At 32.6% G+C, this 24069-nt stretch carries 20 protein-coding genes and 1 pseudogene; 9 read left to right on the forward strand and 12 right to left on the reverse strand.

The window, feature by feature from the left end:
• Positions 1-606: 606 nt before the first annotated feature.
• The 7 genes from purU to EYY60_RS00225 form a co-directional block, all read right to left on the reverse strand.
• Complete coding sequence (gene purU / locus EYY60_RS00195) at positions 607-1461, reverse strand: formyltetrahydrofolate deformylase (protein ID WP_132987410.1); 855 nt, start codon at positions 1459-1461, stop codon at positions 607-609.
• A 107-nt stretch (positions 1462-1568) separates the two neighbouring features.
• Entirely contained in the window at positions 1569-2285 is a 717-nt protein-coding gene (locus EYY60_RS00200) for a DUF4197 domain-containing protein (protein WP_132987411.1), read from the reverse strand.
• Positions 2286-2529: 244 nt separating this feature from the next.
• On the reverse strand, positions 2530-2958 hold the full coding sequence (locus tag EYY60_RS00205; protein WP_132987412.1) for a hypothetical protein: 429 nt from the start codon (positions 2956-2958) through the stop codon (positions 2530-2532).
• Between the two features lie 5 nt (positions 2959-2963).
• Positions 2964-3392, reverse strand: coding sequence for a cytochrome c oxidase assembly factor Coa1 family protein (locus EYY60_RS00210; RefSeq protein ID WP_132987413.1), 429 nt, complete (start codon positions 3390-3392; stop codon positions 2964-2966).
• A 141-nt stretch (positions 3393-3533) separates the two neighbouring features.
• Positions 3534-4403: a hypothetical protein gene (locus EYY60_RS00215; protein ID WP_132987414.1), complete on the reverse strand. Its 870-nt coding sequence runs from the start codon at positions 4401-4403 to the stop codon at positions 3534-3536.
• A gap of 301 nt (positions 4404-4704) precedes the next feature.
• A complete protein-coding gene (locus tag EYY60_RS00220) occupies positions 4705-5046 on the reverse strand; it encodes a hypothetical protein (RefSeq protein ID WP_132987415.1) in 342 nt (113 codons plus the stop codon).
• A 179-nt stretch (positions 5047-5225) separates the two neighbouring features.
• Positions 5226-6788, reverse strand: a complete 1563-nt coding sequence (locus EYY60_RS00225) for a L,D-transpeptidase family protein (RefSeq protein WP_132987416.1) — start codon at positions 6786-6788, stop codon at positions 5226-5228.
• Positions 6789-7085: 297 nt separating this feature from the next.
• On the opposite strand from EYY60_RS00225, the gene EYY60_RS00230 reads away from it, so the two are divergent.
• The 5 genes from EYY60_RS00230 (at position 7086) to EYY60_RS00250 (ending at position 14953) form a co-directional block, all read left to right on the forward strand.
• The gene (locus EYY60_RS00230) at positions 7086-10526 is read left to right on the forward strand and encodes a methylmalonyl-CoA mutase family protein (RefSeq protein ID WP_132987417.1); all 3441 of its coding nucleotides are present in this window, start codon (positions 7086-7088) and stop codon (positions 10524-10526) included.
• Between the two features lie 109 nt (positions 10527-10635).
• The gene (locus EYY60_RS00235; RefSeq protein WP_132987418.1) at positions 10636-11250 is read left to right on the forward strand and encodes a hypothetical protein; all 615 of its coding nucleotides are present in this window, start codon (positions 10636-10638) and stop codon (positions 11248-11250) included.
• A 99-nt stretch (positions 11251-11349) separates the two neighbouring features.
• Positions 11350-11715 carry a hypothetical protein gene (locus tag EYY60_RS00240; protein ID WP_132987419.1) on the forward strand — a complete coding sequence of 122 codons (366 nt, stop codon included), beginning with the start codon at positions 11350-11352 and terminating at the stop codon, positions 11713-11715.
• Between the two features lie 488 nt (positions 11716-12203).
• Complete coding sequence (locus EYY60_RS00245; RefSeq protein ID WP_132987420.1) at positions 12204-13415, forward strand: hypothetical protein; 1212 nt, start codon at positions 12204-12206, stop codon at positions 13413-13415.
• A 335-nt stretch (positions 13416-13750) separates the two neighbouring features.
• Positions 13751-14953: a hypothetical protein gene (locus tag EYY60_RS00250; protein ID WP_132987421.1), complete on the forward strand. Its 1203-nt coding sequence runs from the start codon at positions 13751-13753 to the stop codon at positions 14951-14953.
• Between the two features lie 248 nt (positions 14954-15201).
• On the opposite strand, the gene EYY60_RS00255 is transcribed toward EYY60_RS00250, so the two are convergent.
• Positions 15202-15588, reverse strand: a complete 387-nt coding sequence (locus EYY60_RS00255; protein WP_132987422.1) for a flagellar motor protein MotB — start codon at positions 15586-15588, stop codon at positions 15202-15204.
• A gap of 274 nt (positions 15589-15862) precedes the next feature.
• Here EYY60_RS00255 and EYY60_RS00260 point away from each other — a divergent pair, with 274 nt between their 5' ends.
• Positions 15863-16327, forward strand: coding sequence for a hypothetical protein (locus EYY60_RS00260; RefSeq protein ID WP_132987423.1), 465 nt, complete (start codon positions 15863-15865; stop codon positions 16325-16327).
• 57 nt (positions 16328-16384) lie between these two features.
• Here EYY60_RS00260 and EYY60_RS00265 read toward each other — a convergent pair whose 3' ends face one another.
• From EYY60_RS00265 to EYY60_RS00280, 4 genes are all read right to left on the reverse strand, one after another.
• Positions 16385-16771, reverse strand: a complete 387-nt coding sequence (locus EYY60_RS00265) for a secretion protein (protein ID WP_132987424.1) — start codon at positions 16769-16771, stop codon at positions 16385-16387.
• Positions 16772-17145: 374 nt separating this feature from the next.
• Positions 17146-17550, reverse strand: coding sequence for a DUF3244 domain-containing protein (locus EYY60_RS00270; RefSeq protein WP_132987425.1), 405 nt, complete (start codon positions 17548-17550; stop codon positions 17146-17148).
• A gap of 345 nt (positions 17551-17895) precedes the next feature.
• Positions 17896-18297 (reverse strand): secretion protein, encoded by a 402-nt coding sequence (locus tag EYY60_RS00275; RefSeq protein WP_132987426.1) that lies wholly within the window; start codon positions 18295-18297, stop codon positions 17896-17898.
• Between the two features lie 435 nt (positions 18298-18732).
• Positions 18733-19134: a T9SS type A sorting domain-containing protein gene (locus EYY60_RS00280; RefSeq protein ID WP_132987427.1), complete on the reverse strand. Its 402-nt coding sequence runs from the start codon at positions 19132-19134 to the stop codon at positions 18733-18735.
• A 450-nt stretch (positions 19135-19584) separates the two neighbouring features.
• Here EYY60_RS00280 and EYY60_RS00285 point away from each other — a divergent pair, with 450 nt between their 5' ends.
• The 3 genes and pseudogenes from EYY60_RS00285 to EYY60_RS00295 form a co-directional block, all read left to right on the forward strand.
• The gene (locus tag EYY60_RS00285; RefSeq protein ID WP_132987428.1) at positions 19585-20457 is read left to right on the forward strand and encodes an AraC family transcriptional regulator; all 873 of its coding nucleotides are present in this window, start codon (positions 19585-19587) and stop codon (positions 20455-20457) included.
• Positions 20458-20641: 184 nt separating this feature from the next.
• Positions 20642-21502, forward strand: a complete 861-nt coding sequence (locus EYY60_RS00290) for an alpha/beta hydrolase (RefSeq protein ID WP_132987429.1) — start codon at positions 20642-20644, stop codon at positions 21500-21502.
• Positions 21503-21939: 437 nt separating this feature from the next.
• Positions 21940-24069: pseudogene (locus tag EYY60_RS00295) on the forward strand (immunoglobulin domain-containing protein); the annotation flags it as partial.

The following is a 24069-nucleotide window of genomic DNA, read 5'->3' on the forward strand; positions in this document are numbered from 1 at the left end:
TTCGTTCCTTCGGAACTTTTAAAAGAGCCTTCGGCTCGATGTATATTGTAGGGCCGGACTTCAGTCTGGTTTAACGTTAACGAATAAATTGAGAATTTTGAAATGATACCCTACAGGTTTCTAAAATCTGTCGGGTTGTTTATTTTATGAAATGCAAATTTAATTTTATCATTGTCTAAACTGGACTGAAGTCCAGCTCTACAATATGATTCGTTCCTTCGGAACTTTTAAAAGAGCCTTCGGCTCGATGTATATTGTAGGGCCGGACTTCAGTCCGGTTTAACGTTAACGAATAAATTGAGAATTTTGAAATGGAACCCTACAGGTTTCTAAAATCTGTAGGGTTGTTTATTTTATGAAATGCAAATTTAATTTTATCGTTGTCTAAACTGGATTGAAGTCCAGCTCTACAATATGATTCGTTCCTTCGGAATTTTTAAAAGAGCCTTCGGCTCGATTCATTTTGTAGGGCCGGACTTCAGTCCGGTTTATTATGCGTAAATGTATAAATAATACCCCCAACAGATTTTAAATCTGTTGGGGGTATTATTTATGTTCAAAGTAAAAAAACTTAGAACCTTAGCATCTTAGAATCGTAGCACCTTTTTAAGAAAAAACCACCGTCTTATTGCTATAAACCATTGTTTTTCTTTCAGCGTGGAGTTTGATTGCTCTTGCCAAAACTATTCTTTCCAAATCCCTTCCTTTCATGATAAAATCTTCTACAGAGTGAATATGCGAAACTCTAGCAATATCTTGCTCAATGATTGGACCTTCGTCTAATTCTTCAGTAACATAATGACTTGTTGCACCAATGATTTTTACACCACGTTTAAATGCCGAGTGATAGGGTTTTGCGCCAGGAAATGCTGGTAAAAATGAATGATGAATATTGATGATTTTGTTTTCGTAAAGTGAAATCAGTTTTGGTGTAATAATCTGCATATAGCGCGCCAGAACAATAAAATTGATATCGTATCTTTTTAAAAGCTCAATTTGTTTGGCTTCGCCTTCTTCTTTATTGTCTTTTGTAAAAGGAACACAGTGATACGGAATATTAAATCGCTCGGCGACACATCTTAAGTCGTTGTGATTGCTTATAATAACCGGAATTTCCACATTCAATTCATCAGCGCTGTAACGGCCTAAAATATCAAAAAGACAATGATCATATTTAGAGACAAACAAAGCCATTTTTGGTTTTTGTTCCTGATTGTACAAATCCCATGACATATCAAAATCGGATGCAATAGCTTGGTCGAAGTCGGCTTTAAAGCTTTCAATCGTAGTTTTTTGATTGGTAAATTCACATTCCAATCGCATAAAAAATACATTTTGCTCCACATCAACATGCTGATCGATGTAAGTGATATTTCCTTCTACTTTAGCAATAAAAGTAGTCACTGCAGCGATAATTCCTTTTTGGTCTTTACAATGAATAAGAATGGTAATTTTTTGCATTTTGGTCTTTTGGTTTATTTTGGTTAGTGACAAAGTAACAAAGGTTCAAGGTAACAAAGGCTTCTTTGTACCTTTGTTACTTTGTTTCTTTGTACCTTCGAAAAAAGCTATTTTCCGTCCTGCATTGCAAAAACTTTCTGCAACAAAGGCGTTGTTCTTGCACTGATATTATTTCGGATTTCTTTCTCTTCAACAGCAATCATTTTAAAAACGCCTGATAAAGCCTGATTGGTTGTATAATCAGTCAAATCTGGATTTACTTTTTTCACAAGCGGAATCGTATTGTATTTGGTAATAATTTTAGTCCAAACGGCATCAGCTCCTACTTTTGCAAATGAATTTTTAATCACCGGATTAAATTTTCCGTACAAAGCTGTCGTTGTGCTTCCTTGTAAATATGTTGTCGCAGCACTATCGTTTCCTAATAAAATGTTTTTAGCATCTGTAAACGACATATTTTTCACTGCCGATACGAAAATTGGCGTTGCCTCTTTCACCGCATCTTCGGCAGCACGATTCAGCATTTTGATTCCGTCATCGGCCAGCGAGCCTAAACCAACCTTTCTTAAAGTAGCATCTACTTTTTGTAATTCTTCTGGCAATAAAATTTTTACAGCTTCATTTTTATAAAAACCGTCAACCGCGGTTAATTTACTCACTTGTTGTGTAATTCCTTTGTTTAAAGCTTCTTTCAATCCAGCTGAGATGTCAACGCCTCCGGCAGGTATTTGTGATGCTATTTGTGGCAACTGATTTAAAGTTTGCTGCATTTCTGCGCATGAAACAAGTGAAAATGTAACGGCTAATAATAAAATCTTTTTCATTTGGGGAGTTTGTTTAAGTTTCAAAAATACTACTTATTCAAAAACAACGCCACAATTTTATTTCAGGAGCAGAAAGATTTTGTTTCATAATTAACAGTCGTCCCGCTATTCGTTGCACACGAGCGATAGCGAACTGATGAAGTAATCTTTTGCTTTTTGCCAGCAAAAAGCAAAAGGATTTCCACTTCTATCAGGGCTAGGATAGAATTTTTTCGTTTTTAAGAGATTATTGTTTGAAAATATATTATTTCCTTTTATGCCATTCATGTAATAAATCTTCAAAGAAAGATTTAATTTCTTGCTTATCGCCGTCAACGCTTATTTTAAAATTGCTCCCGTCATTTTTGGTAATTAATGCATAGGGGCAGTAAGTTACCCCGGCATTATACACAGTGTCAATTTTCGATATAGAGGGATAAAATGCAAAATCAATTATATCTTTTTCCGAATTTCGTTTATCAATCCAGTAAGTTGCAACTCTTTTGTTAGTGAAAAAATTACCTGCAAATTCTTTTTTAAACTCACTGTAAAACTTAATAATAACTTCGTTTTTGTCTAAAATATCGAGATTTTGGATATACTTAATATCTTCCTGATTTAAACTTTTATTATTTTCAATCCTATTACAAGAAAAAAAGAGGACCAAAAACATTATGAAAGTATATTTTTGCATACGTTTTATTCTTTCTCAAGTAAATCAATTTTCTCCTTTGTTTTCTCAATGTAAACAGACATTTCACTGTATTTCCATTTTCCTCTTTTTTCATCTACAACAAAAAGTGTTGCCTTGCCTTTTGGACCTTTTAGCGGTACTTGCACATCGCATTTTCTTACGTCGTTTGTAGAACTTACGGTTCCAGAAACCATTCCGTCTGTTTCTATAGGCGATCCAAGTTTTTCAATTAAAATTTTATTGTGCTGCACAAGTTCCATCGATTCGATATAAGCATCAGAATCTTTGATTATTGAAGTTACTTCAAAGAAAACGCCAAATAAAAATAAAGCAAACAACACAATTAGACTCACACAGCCAGTTGGTACAAACCATTTCCAGTTTCGATTCCACCAGCTTCTTTTGTCTACAATTAATTCGTTTGGGTCATTCATAATAGTATTTGCTTTAATTGGTTGAATAGCAAAGCTAAAATAAGAATTAATTCTGTTGCTTTTAAGTGTTTTGGATAAAAATAAAAATCTCCTTACAAAATTTTTATGAGGAGATTTTTAAGTTTCAAATTTATTTAAGTTTTATCTATTGCTAAAAGCGATTTCTAGTAAAGCATCAGGATTACTGATTGCTTTTGTGACTTCTTGTTTTCTCATACAATCAGTATCTTCAATTCCTGTAGTTAAAAGAAGTTTTTTAGGAATGATTGGTTTTTTATCGAAGATTGTAGCATATAATAAAGTGGCTTGTAAAAAACCGCCATCATTTAAAACAAGAAATGAATTATTTTGTTTATAGCGAAGATTGTCTTTACCGTTTAGTAAATAATTATAGCCATTTTTCCCATCATATGCATCTTTGATTGCATCACCAACTCTCAACAAACCTGCATTTTTAATATAAACCATTGCTAAAAGTGCATTTTTTCGCATTTCTTCATGATATTCATTGAATTTTGAATCGGTGTAAGATACGGGAGAAATTCCTTCGTATATATAAACAGCTACATCTGGACTGTTTACATGTATTTTTTCGACTAGCATTTTTAAATTGGATCTGTATTTTTCAAGGCTTGACAATGCAATTGGAGTTGATTCTTGAAGAATTACATAATCATAATAATTTCCGTCTTTATCTCTATTTGAAAAATTTTGATTGGCTTCGGTTTTATTGGTGTCATAAACTTTATCAAGCGGAACGCCCATTGTTGTCAATTGTTGCACGTATACAGGTTGATTGTTTGCGTTGCACAATTCCTGAAACAAAGTTGGCGCACTGACATAATATTCAGTGTGGTTGTTGCCTATAAATAATATTCGTTTGAATCCCTCAGCTTCTGGTGCTTTTGGTTTCACAATGCCATCATTTGTTACAATTATATCATTTCCTTTGTTATGGCAAGCAGTAAGTACAATTGCCATAATAGCAAAAAGGTAAATTTGTTTTTTCATTGTGAGCTTTTGATTAAAATATTTGCTTAAAAATTTTGGCAAATCTCTTTTTAAGTAATCACAACTTGAGCCATTAAAGGTTATAAAACTAGTAGTTTAGGATAATATTATTGGAAGTTCTTTCAAGTTTAAATTGTCTTTAGGGCAGAATTAATTAAAGCCTAAAAAGAACGGTTTTTTCATAATGAAAATGAGTTAAAAATCGATTGCCATTTTATATAATTTTTGGCAAATCTCTTTTTAACTCATCACATATTAATAACCTTAAAAAAATAATTATTGTTTGGGACAAAAAAGGCGTTTAAACGTATTCTAAACAGTATAAATTGGGGTTGCAAATTGGATTAATTTGCTTTAAATCAGCTAATAAATTGTGCGTGTAATCTTTACCACCAATGGTTAAATAAAATAAAGATTTTGAAATGTAAAATGGTCGTAACGGGAGTGAGCGCCAGCCAAGTCTTATGTTTTTTAAGAAATGTTTTAATGCATACTTAAATGTTTTTTCTTCGGGACGAACAAAATAAATGGTATGACTTTTAATTTTTGTCATCAGATTTGGAAACATAACAAATCTGCCGCCTTGTTGTATCAATAAGTTTATTTCAAACAATGTTAAACCTTCGATATTTTCTGTTTTCATGATCTATTGTTTTTGCAATTAATATTAGTGGTAGTATTACGATGCAAAGTTGCGACAGAAATTAAAAAACAAAAGGGTGTAAAAGATTTAAAATTAATAAGTTAAGGTTTTTTTTGGAAATGAAAAGTCGGAAACTCAACTGAATGAATTTCCGACTTTATATTTTATAGCGTTAACTCTTAATTTGAAGTTACAGATAATTGTGTATTCAATTCAGAATCTCTTTCATAAACATCTGGGAAGAAACCAATTTCGCCATTTTCATTTACTAATGAAGTGAAATAAGTAATGTAGATAGGCACTTTTTTAGACAATTTAAAACTGTTTTCTGCTTTACCATCCATTGCTTTATCAATTTTTGCTTGTGTCCACTCTGGATAATCTTTCAGCATTGCAACGGCCAATTCTTTTGCCATTTTTACATTGATACAGCCGTGGCTGAACGTTCTTTTTTCAAAATCAAACAAAGTTTTAGAAGGCGTATCATGCATATAAATATCATCAGGATTTGGGAACATAAATTTTACCAATCCCAAAGAGTTTTCAGGGCCTGGTTTTTGTCTTACTTGACCGTTAACCATTTCCATATTTTTTTCTGCAAGATAATTTGGATCTGCAGCAATTTTAGATCGCAATTCATTTTGCACAATACTTTGAGGTACTGTCCAATATGGACTAAAAACAATTCGGTCAATTTCACCGTTAAAAATAGTTGTTTTGGTTAAAGGCGCTCCCACAAATACAGGGGAAGTCATTTGAACTTTTCCGTTTTTAACGTAAACCAATTCATACGAAGGAACGTTGACCAAAACATACTCATCACTTGCCACAATCTGAGCTGAGATTTCACGGCATCTTTCCATATTAAGTTTCAAAGTCGCAACCTTATCTTCAAGAGGAATATTCATTTCTTTAATGTGTTCTTCAGCCAAAATATAATTTGGTTTGAATCCGTTTCGAACTTTATATTTCATTACGGCATCCATCAATTCACGGTCATAAACATCACTTTTAGAATCTGTTTTTAAGTCTCCTAATAAATATAAACGAGTTCTAACTTGTGAAATAGTATTTGAAACGGCATCTGGACGTAATTCTTTGTATGGAGTTTCTGCTGGAACAATTGGTTTGTATTTGCTAGATTTTTCTAATCTTTTGTATTTTTTTAGAACATCTTGCAATTTGTAATATTGATCAAATTCTACTTTTTCATCTGTTGAAGCTGTCGTTGTTGTTTCTTCAAGTGTGCTGTAATTCATAAAATCTTTCAACATTGCATCATAAGACAATTTTTTTGTAGCATCTGAATTATTTTTTTTCGCATATAAAATATATAAAGAGCTCAAAAGCATATCACCATCTATTTTTGACAGATTTGATTCAGATGAAGAGTCAAAAAGTTGTTCAATTTCTTTTTGATAAGGAATAACCAAATCATTTGTTTTTTTTGCTTTTTGATACAATGCAGTACCAAATTCGCTAATTTCATTTTCATCATACCAAATAGTTCCTAGCGTTCTATTTTTGTACAATGACATGACATCAGATTTATATTTTTTTAAATCAGAATATCTTTTAAAGAAGTCATTTGAAGTTTCGCTGTCATCATTATTTAAATTCTTCGAGACTGCGTGTGTGTTTGGAGTTTTTGTATTTAAGAAATTAATATTTTCGATTCTATTATAAGAAGATACAAAAAAACTCAAACCTAAAATTACGGTGAAAGAATATAGTGTTTTCATTTTTTTAAATTTTTACGTTTTACTTTTTATTTGCTAAGTTTTTGGTAAAAATTTGGGGCTTTTCTACACTGCTAAATTACTATGAGAGAGCTTGAAACACGTTTTTAGATTTTATTTAAATGTTGCGAAATTGCCATGTCTTTAAGCTTTCTTTAACTTATATCAATTCATCTTCAAAATTGTTACCCCTGCTATCAAAAAAACATTTTTCTTTTTTTTGTTAACATAAAGCTATTCTCGTAATCAAATATTAAAATAATTTGTACATTGGTCGCTTAAAATTATCATATTCATAAAATGGAACCACAAATACCATATATTCCTAAAAATAAAGTAAGAATTGTCACAGCGGCTTCGCTATTTGACGGACATGATGCCGCAATCAATATCATGCGCAGAATCATACAGTCAACCGGAGTTGAGGTGATACATTTAGGTCACGACCGAAGTGTTGAAGAAGTCGTGAATACCGCAATTCAAGAAGATGCAAATGCTATTGCAATGACTTCGTATCAGGGTGGACACAACGAATACTTTAAATATATGTATGATTTGCTTCGTGAAAAAGGAGCAGGACACATTAAAATCTTCGGAGGTGGAGGCGGTGTAATTCTGCCAAGCGAAATCTCAGAATTGCATGAATATGGAATTACTAGAATTTATTCTCCAGACGATGGACGTTCTTTAGGACTTCAAGGAATGATTAATGATTTGGTACAGCGTGCTGATTTTCCTATTGGAGATAAATTAAACGGAGAAATCGATCATATTGAAAATAAAGTTCCGACTGCAATTGCGCGTTTAATTTCTGCTGCAGAAAATTTCCCAGAAATTGCAAAACCTGTTTTTGATAAAATTCATGAAAGCAATGCTTCTTCTATAATTCCAGTTTTAGGAATTACAGGAACAGGAGGAGCAGGAAAATCTTCTTTGGTTGACGAATTGGTTCGCCGATTTTTAATTGATTTCCCAGAAAAAACAATCGGATTAATTTCTGTGGATCCTTCTAAGAGAAAAACAGGAGGAGCACTTTTAGGAGACAGAATCCGAATGAATGCCATTAATAATCCTCGTGTATATATGCGCTCGCTGGCGACACGTCAGTCGAATTTGGCTTTATCTAAATATGTAGCCGAAGCGATTCAGGTTTTGAAAGCCGCGAAATACGATTTGATTATTTTAGAAACTTCGGGAATTGGCCAGTCTGATACAGAAATTATGGATCATTCAGATGTTTCTTTATATGTAATGACGCCAGAGTTTGGAGCAGCAACACAATTGGAGAAAATCGACATGCTTGATTTTGCTGATTTAGTGGCTTTAAACAAATTTGATAAACGCGGAGCTTTAGACGCTTTGCGCGATGTAAAAAAACAATATCAAAGAAACCATAATCTTTGGGATAAAAGCCCAGACGAAATGCCAGTTTTTGGAACAATTGCTTCGCAGTTTAACGATCCTGGAATGAACACGCTTTACAAAGCGATTATGGATAAAGTGGTTGAAAAAACGGCTTCAGATTTGAAATCGACTTTTACAATTACAAAAGAAATGAGCGAGAAAATATTCGTTATTCCGCCACACAGAACGCGTTATTTATCTGAAATTGCAGAGAATAACAGAAGTTATGATGAAACCGCCATTTCACAACAAAAAGTAGCTCAGAAATTATACGGAATTTTCAAAACCATTGAATCGGTTTCTGGAAAAATTCCTCAAATCAATAAAGCTGGAATCGACGATTCGACTGTTTTACCAAGCGGAATCGCTGAACACGACGAAAACAGAATCTTTTTAAATCTTTTACTGAATCAATTTGATAAAGTAAAAATGGATTTAGATCCGTACAATTGGGAAATTATTCTGAATTGGGATGAAAAAGTGGCCAAATACAAAAATCCAGTTTACTCGTTTAAAGTGCGTGATAAAGAAATCAAGATTGCAACGCATTCTGAAAGTTTATCGCATTTACAAATCCCAAAAATTGCTTTGCCGAAATATGAAGGTTGGGGTGATATTCTGCGTTGGAATTTACAGGAAAATGTTCCTGGAGAATTTCCTTTTGCTTCGGGATTATATCCGTTTAAACGTGAAGGCGAAGATCCGTCAAGAATGTTTGCGGGCGAGGGCGGACCAGAAAGAACCAACAAACGTTTTCATTATGTGAGCGCGGGAATGCCAGCAAAACGTCTTTCGACAGCTTTTGACAGTGTAACTTTATACGGAAACGATCCAGATTTACGTCCTGATATTTATGGAAAAATTGGAAATGCAGGAGTTTCAATCTGCTGTTTGGATGATGCTAAAAAACTATATTCAGGTTTCGATTTGGTTCACGCTTTAACTTCGGTAAGTATGACCATTAACGGGCCTGCGCCAATGTTGTTAGGTTTCTTTATGAATGCCGCAATCGATCAGCAATGTGAGATTTACATCAAAGCAAATGATTTAGAAAAAGAAGTTGAAGCTAAAATCAATAAATTATATAAAGACAAAGGAATCGAAAGACCAAGATACCAAGGCGATCTGCCAGACGGAAACAACGGTTTAGGATTAATGCTTTTGGGCGTTACGGGTGATGAGGTTTTACCTTTGGAGGTTTATAACGAAATAAAAGTAAAAACGTTAGCTCAAGTTCGTGGAACGGTTCAGGCCGATATTTTAAAAGAAGATCAGGCGCAAAATACTTGTATTTTCTCAACTGAATTTGCACTTCGATTAATGGGAGATGTTCAGGAATATTTTATTACTAAAAACGTTCGTAATTTCTATTCGGTTTCGATTTCAGGATATCATATTGCCGAGGCAGGAGCAAACCCAATTACGCAATTGGCGTTTACGCTTTCAAATGGTTTCACTTACGTGGAATATTATTTGAGCCGCGGAATGAACATCAACGATTTTGGACCAAATTTATCGTTCTTCTTCTCTAACGGAGTGGATCCAGAATATTCAGTTATTGGACGTGTGGCACGTAAGATTTGGGCAAAAGCCATGAAAAACAAATACGGAGCCAACGAAAGAGCACAAATGCTGAAATATCATATTCAGACATCTGGACGTTCGTTGCACGCACAGGAAATTGATTTCAACGATATTAGAACGACTTTACAGGCTTTATACGCAATTTACGACAACTGTAATTCATTGCATACCAACGCTTACGACGAAGCGATTACAACGCCTACAGAAGAATCTGTACGTAGAGCAATGGCAATTCAGTTAATTATCAATAAAGAATTAGGTTTAGCGAAAAACGAAAACCCAATTCAAGGTTCGTTCATCATCGAAGAATTAACCGATTTAGTTGAAGCAGCAGTTCTTCAAGAATTCGACAGAATTACAGAACGTGGCGGAGTTCTAGGCGCAATGGAAACCATGTACCAAAGATCTAAAATTCAGGAAGAAAGTTTGTATTACGAAACCTTAAAACACAACGGAGATTTCCCAATTGTGGGTGTAAATACGTTCTTGAGTTCAAAAGGTTCACCAACGGTAATTCCGGCTGAGGTAATTCGTGCAACAGAAGAAGAAAAACAATATCAAATTACGATGTTGGATAACTTGCATAATTTCCACGAAGCAAAAGTAAACGAGCATTTAAATACATTACAGCAAGCCGCTATTAAAAACGAAAACTTATTCGATCATTTAATGGAAGCTACAAAGGTTTGTTCTTTAGGGCAGATTACTTCGGCGTTGTTTGAAGTTGGTGGGCAGTATAGAAGGAATATGTAGAATTTATTTTTTTAATCATATGGAAAACCTCTCAGGATAACTGAGAGGTTTTTTTGTTGAAATTATTTTATATTAGCAAGTAAAAAGAATAATTGTATTGAATTTAAAAATGACTATTACATTCCAAAATATAAATGATGAAGAAGTAAAGGCAGAACATTTATGTGATTTAAACGAATATTATAAAGTATTTAGTGAAAATCAAATAATTCTAAAAAAAGAGTTTTATATTAATAATATTTTAAAGCATATAAGTCATTACAAAAATAATATAGAAAGTGAAGATGATATAATCGAATTATATAGCTCTTCAGATACTTTTTATTCGATAATTGAAAAACTAGACTTTAGTAATTATAGTATTGAAGTTTATAAAGAATATTCAGGAATAAAACTTAAAAGTCATTCTAGGGATTTGTATAATAATAGTAATAATCTAATATGTCAAGAAAACATTGATCTTTTAACTGGCTTGCCAAAATTTGAAGAAACTGAAAAGTATTTTTATGATTTTGAAAAAGATGATTATTTTCCAATAATTACTGCATCATTTAATGAAGATGGTAGTTTAAATACTATTCGATATGACAGTTATAGATTTGATGGACAAGATGAGATAATATTTTCAGAAGATGATGATATGACAACTTTACAAAATCTATTAGGTTTATCTTCAAATGAAATACAATATTATTTAAACGCAATATTAGAACCACAAAAATAGAATTCCCAAGGTAATGCACGAGCGAGACGCTCGCGCCAACTAAAGAATTTACTTTTAATAGAGAAAAACTCATGTTATAACATCATCAAAAAGAATAATATGATAAATAAAATATCTAAAGTTATCGTGATTTCGTTTTTTATTTGTCTTTCAGTCATGATTGCGAGATCTTATTATGTTGGATATAAAATAGATAATTACGGGCAGACAATTATAGGTAAATACGTTTCGTATAAAAGTTATCCAAAATCACAAGAAAATTATTTCATTTATTATGTTAACTCTAAAAGAATGACAAATTATTCAACTGAAAATGTTTCACTCGAATTTAAGCAAAACATAGGCAAATTTTATAAAATGAAATATCTAGATGAATATCCAGAAGCAATTCATCCAATATTTGATGAAGAAGTTGTAGATACTGCAGAAATATTAAATGCTGGATTTTCTAAGGAGGATTTATAAAAAATAGATATTGGATACAATTTAAGTAAAGTTTTAAATAATCAGGCTTTTACCAATTAACGCAAGCATCTTGCTTGTGAATTCACAGTTTATCCTCTCCAGTTTGTCATTTCGACCGTAGGGAGAAATCACACTAGTATTTCTATAAAGATTGGCAATTTAAATTGTCGATTCCCAAGTGTGATTTCCATGCTCTGCGAAGTCTCCCAACTTCGTACCTACTCCTAATAATTAACTAAGAGGATATAACATAATAACTTTGGAACGGAATATATCGACCGGTACGAAGTCGGGAGACTTCGCACAGCAATGGGAAGCCTCTCAGGAATGAGAGGTTTTTTTGTTTTACGACTTTTTATATTGATTAAATTTGCAAATATTTTATGGTTAAAATAAAGCTTATTTTGATATTTTTTAGGCTTATAGTGTCAAGTGTTTGATTTTTAGATTCATAATTTGGTTTTTATTAACCTTTAAACCATGAAGTTATGAGCCAAAAAAATAAAATTTTAAAGAGAATTACGCTTTTCTGCTGTATTATGATGCTTTTTGCTAATTGCACAAATGATGAAAATTTAGAAAGACAAGACGGAAGTTTCAATGCTAAATTAAAAGAAACACAAAAGTGGTTTCACAAATATGAATCCGAAAGCGATAACTATTTCTTGGTAGATAATTTAAAGTACAACTGGAACCAAGCAAGAATTACAAGCTCAGAAGATGGCACGGAAACTACGATTGTGCCTATAATTGAATCTAAAAAAGATGATCGAGAATTTTGGGAGCAAAGATTGTATATTTACAAGACAGGCAAGGACGATTACAAGGCATTAGTTTATGAAATAGTTACTAATAAAGATGTCCCATTAAAAAGTCAGTCTATAGATGGCGGTGATTTTACTGGTTTTATTAGTGTTTGGGATTTAAAGACAGGTTTTGTTAGAGCTGCCAGATTTGAAAACAATCAGGTTATTGAAACCGGTGTTGTAGAAGTTGTAAATTATAATAAGAGAAACTCAACAAACAAAGCTCCAATAGAAGCTCCTTGCGTTTATGCTGATTTTGGGGATGGTGGATGTGGTGGTAAATCAGGTGGTGATAGTTCATCTAATCTTCCTGGAATAGTATTAAGAGAAGTTGTTGTAACTGCTCCAAGTAACGGAAGTCCAGTTGAATATTATGGGCCTCGTTCTCCTGTAATTGGTGGTGGCGATGCAGGTGGTTATACTTCTTCAAATGGAGGTGGGGCGAATAGTGGAGGAGGTACTGGAGGTGGAAATACAGAAACAAGTACGTTAATAACGAGTTATGATCAATTAATTGCGCTTATTAATAGTACTAATTCAAATGGGTATAACATTACAATTACTCAAGATCAAAATGGGGTTATTTCAGGTATACAAATAAATGTAGTGCCTTGGGCTGGTGTTCAAATATTCGTTCAACAAAGTAAAATCGGGGATAAATTTGTTGTGCGAAACATAACAACTAATATGACTGGTGTAACAGTAGGATTTACTTGGTCACAGACTAACTATAACCAAACTACAACTGGGAATGCAACGGTTATAACATTAAACGGCGTTTGGGCCTATAATTTAGTTATCGAAGGAATTGGAACGGTTTATTCATCTCCGATTACTTATCGAATAACTGTCGATAATAGAACTGGAAAAATAACGGATGGTAAAAGACTTTAATTTGTAAAATCATGAAAAAAATAATGACTGTTGACGATTTTAGTAGTGGATTGCTAATTTGGCAAATATTGAATGTGATACTTATATTGGTGATAATTTATTTTTTCTACAAAGTGTATCAGTTATTGAAGAAAAAACTGTAATATTTTGAACTCCCGCTATGCGAAGTCTCCCGACTTCTTACCCGTTCCAATAATCAATGAAGAGAATAAAACATAATAATTTTGGAACGGAATATAACGACCGGTACGAAGTTGGGAGACTTCGCATAGCTATGGCATAATATGTTGTTGCAAAACCTTTCAGAAACGAAAGGTTTTTTTAATTTTAGTGTCATGAAAAACACTAGCTATTATATTCTTTTTCTTTTTGTTACCATTTTTGGATATAGCCAAGAAAGGCAATTATTAAAAACCGGAGTTGTTATCGATTCAGAGAAAATTGCACTAGCTCCAGCAGAATCGTATGCGATATATTTACCTAAAAAATACGATGCCAAAATCCCAATGGCATTGGTTTTTATTTTTGATCCAGCAGCAAGAGGCAAAAAAGGAATTGAACCTTTTATTCTGGCCTCAGAAACATATGACTATATTTTGGTTTGTTCCAATACTTTAAAAAATGGATTAGTCCAAAATAATATTGAGATAGCCAATAGATTATTTGATCAAGTATTGCAAACATATGCTATTGATGCTTCGCAACTTTATATATCAGGATTTTCGGGAGGTGCAAGATTAGCCAGTCTTTTCGGAATCTCTACAGGTGCTTTTCAGGGCGTTATTGCTTGTGGGGCTTCTTTTAATGCTATGGATAAGTTTATACCTCCGTCTAATAAATTTTCTTACGTTGGTATGGTTGGAGATCGGGATATGAATTATCATGAAATGGTTGAAAATAAAGAATGGCTCGACAAGACTAAGATTGTAAATACGCTTTTTGTAACTCATGCTGGCCATTCCTGGCCTAAACAATCTGAAATGCTTCGCGCATTTGGCTGGCTGGAAATTCAGGCTTATAAAAAAAATATAAGGCCTAAAAACGACACTATTATCAAAAGAATTTACGAGATTAATATGCAAATAGGCGATAGCTTAAAAGCAAATAATGAACTCGTACTTTCGGTAAATGCCTATGAAAAAGGAATTACTTTTTTTAATACAAATGGAGATAATGCTTTAAGAGCCAAGATTGTTGAAATCAAAAAATCTGAAGACTATAAAGATGAAATTGCAAAAATGGAGAAGATAAAAATTGAGGAAAATAAAATCTTAGATAAGCTCTCGGTTCGTTTTCAAGAGGAATTAAAAACGGCTAATAGTAATACTGATTTTAAGTACTGGAAATCTGAAATTAAGGAATTGAATGAGATGAAGCTTGACAACAAAAATCTATTAGCTCAAAATATGGCTATTAGGGTGTTAAACTGGTTTCAAATTATGGTTTATGAAACTGGACAAGAATTTAAAAGAAACCAACAAAATGACAAGTTCGCTTATTGTCAGGAATTGTATAAAATTATAAGGGAAACTAATTAAATAAAAAACATTTGCGCAAATAAGACAACAAAATTCCCATAAAGTTTGTCATTTCGACGAAGGAGAAATCTTCGCAAGTAACTCCGCTCCTAAAAGCGCCAATCTTTGTCGAGCTTCTCGTGAAGATTTCTCCCTTTGGTCGAAATGACAATATTGCGATTATTTTTTTATATAAGGGTAAAAATTAAAATAGAAAAACCTCCCATTCCTGAGAGGTTTTTTATGTTTTTATGAAATCAGCACAGTGCTTAAACTTTCTTTTTTACTGTTCCGTTAGATTTTCGTTTCAATTTCTCAATAATAGCATTTGCTTTTTCATCTTGGCATATGAATCTTAGCGATTCTGCATAGCGGTAATAATAAACAGGATCTAGATCATATGTCATAGCAAATAGTTTATCATACCAATCGGCGGCTTTTTCTAGTTTGTCGTGTTGATAAGATGAGTCACCTAATTTTTGGAATAAATCTACAGATTTATAGCCTTTTGCAGCGATTTTTTCGTAGGTTTTAATAACATCAACATAAGCATATTTGTCGCTTACTTTGTCGGTTATATACACGGTTTCATTTTGGGCAGCTGCACGAAATGAAAAAACAATCAATAATACTAAAACAAGAAATTTCTGTTGCATAAGTATTAGTTTAAAAGATTGGTTTTGGTCATCATTTTCATCAGCAATATTTTCATTTGTGTATTCTCAATTCGTTTTGCAAATATATCTAAATCAGTAATATAACGTGTAAATGGACTGTTTTTTTTCTCATTTGGTCGATTTTTTAAGACGAATGTGCGAAATGATTTACGATTATTTTCATAACGTTCTTATGGTGAAAAAATTTTAGTGAAGGCAATTTTATTTTTGAAAATTTAAAATCTAACTTTATGAGTATTAAAATAGTAGGATCATGACAGTTCGGGAATATTTAAATCATATAAAAAAATGGAATCGAGAAGAAATCGAAATAAAAGGTTTTGATTTAACCGAATTAGAAAATCTCATTTCGCAAAATGCTTTAAATAGGAGCGAAGACTATTTTAACGTCGAAGATCTCTTTCAAAAAACATCTGAAGAAATTACACTAAATATTGAAACAGTAAACCTAATTTCAAAACATGTTGGTTTATTATTTCTAAATGAAAAAGAAACCGAAAATGTTTGTTTTGCAAATAATACGGAACTGCGAACTGAATTCAGACAAAGTTTTAGAATACTGGATTTGCTCGATTTCATTTATGCGATTTTGCATTCTTCTATTTATGAAACCGGCGTTGAAAATGTGAAACAAAAAAATCCAATGCCGCATGATTCCGATTTGTTTTGGAAAATGGTCCAAATAGGAAATGATTTTCGGAAGAAGGAAATTCCATAAATAAAAAAAGCAGCTCCTGGAACGAGCTGCTTTTGTTTTTGTTGGGGACAAAAAGGGTTAGCGACGGAAAGATGGACTTTGGTTCACTGTTTCATCTAACTTTACGGCCTTCACTTTTTTGGCTGCAACTTTAATTTCGTGTTTCGCGGTTTTACCATTTTCAGTTACTTCTAAAACATAAGTTCCGGCTGGATGACCTTCTAAGCTTATTGTTTTTGAAACTTCTAATTTGTTTGCAGCAGATTCTCCTGTGTAAACTAAATTATGGTTTTCATCATAAATTGAAAAAGAAGAATTTTCAACAGTATCAAGAGTAAAGCTTACTACTTTTCCGTTTCCAGTAACTATATTCAAAATATAATCACCTTTTCCTTCATTTGCGTAGGTAAAAATTGCTGATAGGAACAAGGCCGCAATCAAGCCCATTTTGGTAAATTTTGTCATGTTTTTTTTAATTACTTTTTTTAAAGATTAATACTAAATAGTGGCGCGTAAAATTATAAAAGAAATTTAATTTTCTGTAAAAAAAAGCCGTTTTCAAACGGTTAAGTTGCTGAATTAAAGATGTTTCTATAATTTTCTTACAGTATGTACGAAATTTTTAGCATCTTGGATGTTTTTTTGTGTATTTTTTTAAAAGTGTAAAAATCAGACTTTTAAAATTATTAGGAATTGTTTTCCAAAAAAGCGATACAACAAAAAAACAGTTCAGTTTGAAGCAAAAAAAAACAGCTCAATAACCACAAAGAGCTGTTTGTAAAACAATCACGTTTTTACTAACTATCTAACCTTATACTTTTATGAGAAGTATAACTTTTTTAGCGTACTGCTACGCTAGTATTTTTAGCAGAACCTGCTTTATAAACTGTAGAAATTGCTTTTGATGATAAAACAGATGTTTCATCAGTAATTGTAATTTCGTGTCTTACTTTTTTTGTACTGTCTTCAACTTCTAAATAGTAAGTTCCTTCTGGAAACTGTTCTAAGCTAAAAGTTCTAAGGATTCCGTCTTTACCTGAAGCACTTTCAGAATAAATCAATTCTCCATTTTTGTCGTAAATAGCCACATTAGCTTTCTTTACCTGATTTAGAGCAAAAGTGATCACTTTTCCATTTCCTTTCAAAACGTGAACATTCAAAAGATCATTCCCGTCAATTGCAAAAGCATTGCTTGTTGCGAAAAGTACTGCACATACTAAACTTAATTTTAAAATCTTTTTCATAATCTTAGTTATTAAATTAATAGTTCTAATTCTCTGATGTAAAATTACTTCAACAAGGGGTAAATCAGCACAACTCTATTTGCCAATTTCTATGCTATATTCTCATTTACGAAACCGTTATAGGTTAAAATTTGAATTATATTTATCGTTTTTGCAAAAACAGCTATTATTTTTCAATGTTTTAGTTAATCTTAAAATAACAATTTCTTAAGAATTAACCGAAAGAAAATCAGTTACTTCAAAATAGCATAAAACAAAAAAAACAGCTCCATTACCACAAAGAGCTGTTTTTGTTTGTTATATTTTATTACCAATTTTTTATACCTAAATATATAGGTGTAATTTTTAGCGTACTGCTACGCTAGAGTCTTTATTAAATCCTGATTTGTAAACAGACGAAACCGCTTTTCTTGATAAAACTGATGTATCATTTGTAATTGTGATTTCGTGTCTCACTTTTTTTACATTGTCTTCTACTTCTAAATAATAAGTTCCTATTGGAAATTCTTCTAAATTAAAAGTTCTCAAAATTCCTTCTTTGCCTGAAGCACTTTCAGAATAAAGTAGTGTTCCATCTTTGTCATAAATTGCAACGTTTGCTTTTTTCACTTGATTAAGTGCAAACGTGATCAATTTACCATTTGTTTTTAATACATGAAGATTAAAATCTTCATTCCCGCCAATTGCAAAAGCGCTAAATCCTGTGAAAAGCACTGCACCTACTAAACTTAATTTTAAATTTTTCATAGCATTAGTTTTTTTAGATTAATAGTTCTAATTCTCTGATGCTAAATTACTTATGTTATAATGATTTTCTCACAACTCTATTTTCCGATTTCTATGCTGTATTCTCATTTACGAAACCGTTATAGGTTAAATTTTGAATTTAATTTAATGATTATGTTAATTGGGTAATTATTTTTTAAAGTTTTAATGATTTTTACTTGACGATTTATTTGCAAAAGGATGTATAATTTAACCGCAAAGGCGCAAAGAAAAAAACGCAAAAGTTCGCAAAGCTATTTTAAACTTTGCGTCTTTGCGGTAAAAAAAACGAAAGTTAAATAAGGAGCAAAAAAAAACAGCTCAATAACCACAAAGAGCTGTTTCTAAAACCTTTCGGTTTTTAAACTTTACTAACTATCTAACCTCATTTTTATACTGTATGCGAGTATAACTTTTTTAGCGTACTGCTACGCTAGTATTTTTTGCAGCATTTTTGTAAACAGATGAAACTGCTTTTGATGATAAAACTGTAGCATCATCAGAAACTGTAATTTCGTGTCTTACTTTTTTATTGCTGTCTTCAACTTCTAAATAATAAGTTCCAGCTGGAAATTCTTCTAAGCTGAAAGTTCTTAAGATACCATCTTTTCCAGATGCATTTTCAGAATACAATAAAGATCCGTCTTTATCATATATAGATAAGTATGCTTTTTTAGTTTGGTTTAAAGCAAACGTAATAAGCTTTCCATTTCCTTTTAATACGTGAAGACCAAATTCTGCATCACCATCAATTGCATAAGTATTTAATCCTGTTAATAATACTGCTGCTACTAAACTTAATTTTAAAATCGTTTTCATATTTCTCTATGTTTAAATTTTTAGTTCATTTTTCTGATGTAAAATTACTGCAGCAGTTGCTTTTTTAGCACAACTCCATTTGCCTATTTATATGCTATATTCTCATTTACGAAACCGATATAGGTTAAAATTTGAATTATTATAAGTGTTTTTGTTAATTCGGTTACTATTTTTTAATGTTTTGATAAAATTGAGATATGTTAAAAAGTTCTGGTTTTCTTACAGAAATTATGTATTTCTATAAAAAAGCGGTTTTAAATATGATATTGAGAAAAAATTACGGATAAAAAAATGAGGCTTTTAAAAAAAAGCTATTTTGGTGTAAAAACAGTATTGTGGTTTTGTGTAATTTTATGAAAAATTCTCAGTTACGAAACCGTTATAGGTTAAAATTTAAATTATTTTAGGTGTTTTTGTTAAATTTGCTATTATTTTTTAAAGATATATATCATGAAAACAGTCGCCCCAGCTCTTGAAGTGATATCAAACTCATACGGAAGTTCTTTTACCTACACCAAACATGCTGAAAAGACCAACAGTAAAGCCCATTTATGGCATTATCATCCAGAAATTGAGTTGGTTTATATTAATGGAGGTGCGGGAAAAAGGCAAATAGGAAGCCATGTTTCTTATTATACGAATGGAGATTTGATATTAATAGGTGCCAATTTGCCACATTGCGGTTTTACAAATGAACAAACGGGAAACAAAAATGAAACTGTTATTCATATCAAACCGGAATTTTTAGCAAATGATTTTTTTGTCGCTCCAGAAATGAAGAGAGTGCAAAATATTATCAATCAGTCAAAAACTGGAATCGCTTTTAATGGCGAAACCAAAAAACAGATAGGTAAAAAAATCGAAATGATGGAGCACCAGCTTCCTTTTGAGCGCTTGTTGACACTTTTGAGTATTTTAGATGAGTTGGAATCATCAGATGAATATACGGTTTTAAATGCTGACGGATTTTCGCTAGAATTGCAAAATCAAGACAATGACCGAATGAATATGATTTTTAACTTTGTAAAAGATCATTTTCAGGAATCAATTGCTATTGATGAAGTTTCGAATCTGGTTAGTATGACGACGCCTTCATTTTGTCGTTATTTCAAAAAGATTTCGAATAAAACATTTACTGAATTTGTAAATGAATATCGTTTGGTGCATGCTTCTAAATTATTGGCCGAAAAACAAATCAGTATTAATGAAGTTTGTTATGAAAGCGGATTTAATAATTTTAGCCATTTCAGCAAATCGTTCAAACAATATACAGGTAAAAGCGCATCGCAATACCGTTTGGAACATAAAACTATAATTAGTTAATGCTTTTTTGCCATTGATTTTGCAGATTGAAATGATTAATCCTAAAAATCATTTAATCTTTGGTTGAAAAAATGCAGTTACAATATTTCTCAAATCCGATTAGCAAAAGCGAGTCGGATTTTTCATATATTTTATTTTGAAAAAGGTATATTTACATTCCCTAATCAGAAAAAAATATATTAAAATGAAGAAATTTAAAATGCTGCTGTCTTTGTTTTTGCTTTGCTTGACTACCATGACATACGCGGCAAAAGTAGACACTTTGCAAGTTCCCAGTGCCGCTATGGGAAAAACCTATAAAGCCGCTGTAGTTTTACCAAATTCTTATGCTAAAAGTAAATCGACTTTCCCGGTAATGTATCTTTTGCATGGCGCTTACGGACATTTTAGTGATTGGCTAAAAAATACACCAAACAAAAAACTAGTTCAAAACTTATCTGACCAATACAATATGATTATTGTAATGCCAGAAGGTGAGGTGTTTAGTTTTTATTTGGACAGTCCGGTAAATAAAGAAAGCCAGTTTGAGACTTTTATAACTCAGGAAGTAATTCAGAAAGTTGACAAAACCTACAGAACCATCAGTAATAAAAACGGAAGAGTAATTACCGGACTTTCAATGGGAGGCCACGGCGCTTTGTATCTTTCAGCAAAACATCCCGATTTGTTTTGTGCGGCCGGAAGCATGAGTGGTGCTGTAGATATGAGCACAATGTTGAACAGGGATTCTGCTGCGCAAGTGGTAAAACTGATGCAACCTGTTTTTGGCGATAAAAGTGGCAGTACCGAAATGTATGAGCAATACGCTGTTATGAATATGCTCGATAAAATAAAAGCAAACAAATTGCCGTTGATTATAGATTGCGGTGTTGATGATTTCTTGATTGAACCAAACAGAGAATTGCACCGAAGATTGGTTTACAACAAAGTAGAGCACGATTATACAGAACGCCCTGGAGCACATACTTGGGAGTATTGGGAAAATTCACTGCCATATCACATGCTGTTTTTCAATAAAATCTTGCTTAAAACTAAAACGAAGTAATTACGGAACTAATGCTTTTTACTTGGCGTATGTTTTTTTTGTTGAGTTAGTTTAATATAGTGTTTTTTAATAAATTGACAAAAAACAGGTCTTTATTTTTTATTTTTAAAAACAAAGGTCTGTTTTTTTTGTTTTATCTAAATTGCTGAGTGATACTTTTCTTACGTGTACATTCCGTTCATCGATTATTTTTGAATGATATCGATTTTACTTCTTTTTAATTGAGAGCATTTGTGTTATTAACTAATTTTAACAAATGTTTTTACCCCCTGATCGTAAAAGTCAGATTTATTTCTGAGGGTCAAGTCTTTTTATAAGAGTTTTTTAGATTTTGTACTTCATAACTTTTGAAGATGGTTTATTATTTATATGTAATTGCCAAATCTGCAAACTATCTGTTTTTTCGCTAATGTAATGGTATTCTAAATACTATTATTATGAAAAAAACTATCCTTTATCACATGAAGATTATACATGAATTTTGTAAAATCTTTCGTTGTTATCTTATTAATTTGGTTTTTCCAAATTTTAGTTTGGTGAAAGTTGTTGTGCACAAAAAGTATCATTATTATTTGATGGTATTTTTTATGCTATTTGCTTCTCATCCCTATTCGTATTCACAAGCTATATCTGGAGCAGCTGTACAAGCTAATTTCGGTATTGATGCAGATGTTTACGCAAACAAAGAACAATTTTTAGTTCCCCCTACGGTTTCGGGTATTTATGATGACTGGTTTTTTAGTTCGGCTTTTGCCAATGGAACCGGTCAAAATATTATTGATCAGACTAATGCGGCGGGACTAAAAACATCAATCCAGGCTAATAATAATTTTACATTCGAAAAAAGAATGTCGAAACCCAAAAATACCATGGTTGGTAATTATTTGTGGATTGATGCTGTTTATGGACGTGATGGAAATTCAACACAAAATAACAGCGACTCTAATATTTTTTCTGGAAATTCTAACAAGAATGGTGATAATCCAGCTACTTGGGCTTTAGGCTCAGGAAGTATTCCTCAAAAGGATGATATTGTTGATGTGTATGGCTATTTAAGAAGGGATTTATCTCCAGCTGCATTAGCAATTAATCCTAATGGAATTTTATGGGGATATGGAGGAGCATCTAAAATTTCTTCTGATGGGAATTCACATTTTGATTTTGAATTTTTTAGAACAGAAGTTAGCTTCAACGGTAGCGCATTAGTCGGCACAGGTAGTCAAGCAGGACATACAGCATGGACTTTTGATGCTACTGGAAAAATACTTGTTCCCGGTGATGTACTTGTTGCCATCGATTTTGAAAATGGAGGTACAAAACCGCTGGGTAGTGTAAGAGTTTGGATGTCTAGTGTTGATATTGCTAGTTTTAACTCAAAACCTGACAGACCATTTGATCTTACTGGTGTTTTTGACCAAGGCAATGGTGCGCCGCCTTACGGATATGCTGAAATAAAAGCAAAAGGAGGAGGTATACTTACAAATGTTTTTGCAGTTGTTAATGTGACGGCTGCTACATTAGGACCGCCATGGGGAACTTTAGAAGGTTCGCAAGCTTCTTTTCAAGATAATTATAAAGCTTTGCAGTTTACAGAGTTCGGACTTAATTTGACAGCGTTAGGACTTGATAGCCGAAATGTTAATCAAGCACCTTGTTCAAATTTGTTAGGTAGTCTGATCGTAAAAACAAGATCTTCATCTTCATTTACTGCAGAATTAAAAGATTTTTCAGGACCTTATTTATTTGGAAATATTACGGATGTAGCCGTAGTGGGTAATGTTAGTAATCCATTAACCTGTAATAATACAACGGCTACTTTAACAGCAACACCAACTCCCGCAAATGCAACTATAAAATGGTACGGGCCTTCACCTGATGGTATAGCAGATGGACCTTTTATACCAGGAAATGCACCAGTTGTATCTGTTAAGGGAGTTTATACGGTATATGCTTATACAAATTTAGAAGGCTGCTTTGCTAAAAAAACAGTCACAGTTCTCGAAAATAAAGAACCGCCAAATGTTAATGCAGGAGGTGATAAAGCCTTAACTTGTTTGATAACGTCAATAAAATTGTCGGGTTCATCAAGTACGCCTAATGCTACCTATTTATGGAGCACATTGGATGGAAACATTGTTTCTGGCGGTGATACTTTAACACCAACAGTTGATAAGGCTGGAACATATACATTAACAGTTACCGATCCTATTAATGGATGTAAAAAGGCAGATGATGTAGTTGTAACAAGCACTCCACCAACACCTATTAACATAACTTGTCCTGAAGATAATATTAAAAGTTCCTGTTTTTATGCCGATCAAGCCGCGGTTAATACCGCTTTTGAGGCATTTAAGCAAAGCTTTACAGCTTCAGGAGGTAATGGAACCTTAACAATTACTGGATTAGAGAATTTGACTCCTCCAGCTTTATGTGGAGGAACTGTAACTATAAACTATAATGTTACTGATTCTTGCGGATTACAGAAATCATGTTCTGCAACTTTCACCATCACCGCCCCTTCAGCAGTGACTCCTGAAGCTCCGACAGCAGTGAATGCCTCAGCCTGC

The organism is Flavobacterium zhairuonense (assembly GCF_004352915.1).
Taxonomy (GTDB): domain Bacteria; phylum Bacteroidota; class Bacteroidia; order Flavobacteriales; family Flavobacteriaceae; genus Flavobacterium; species Flavobacterium zhairuonense.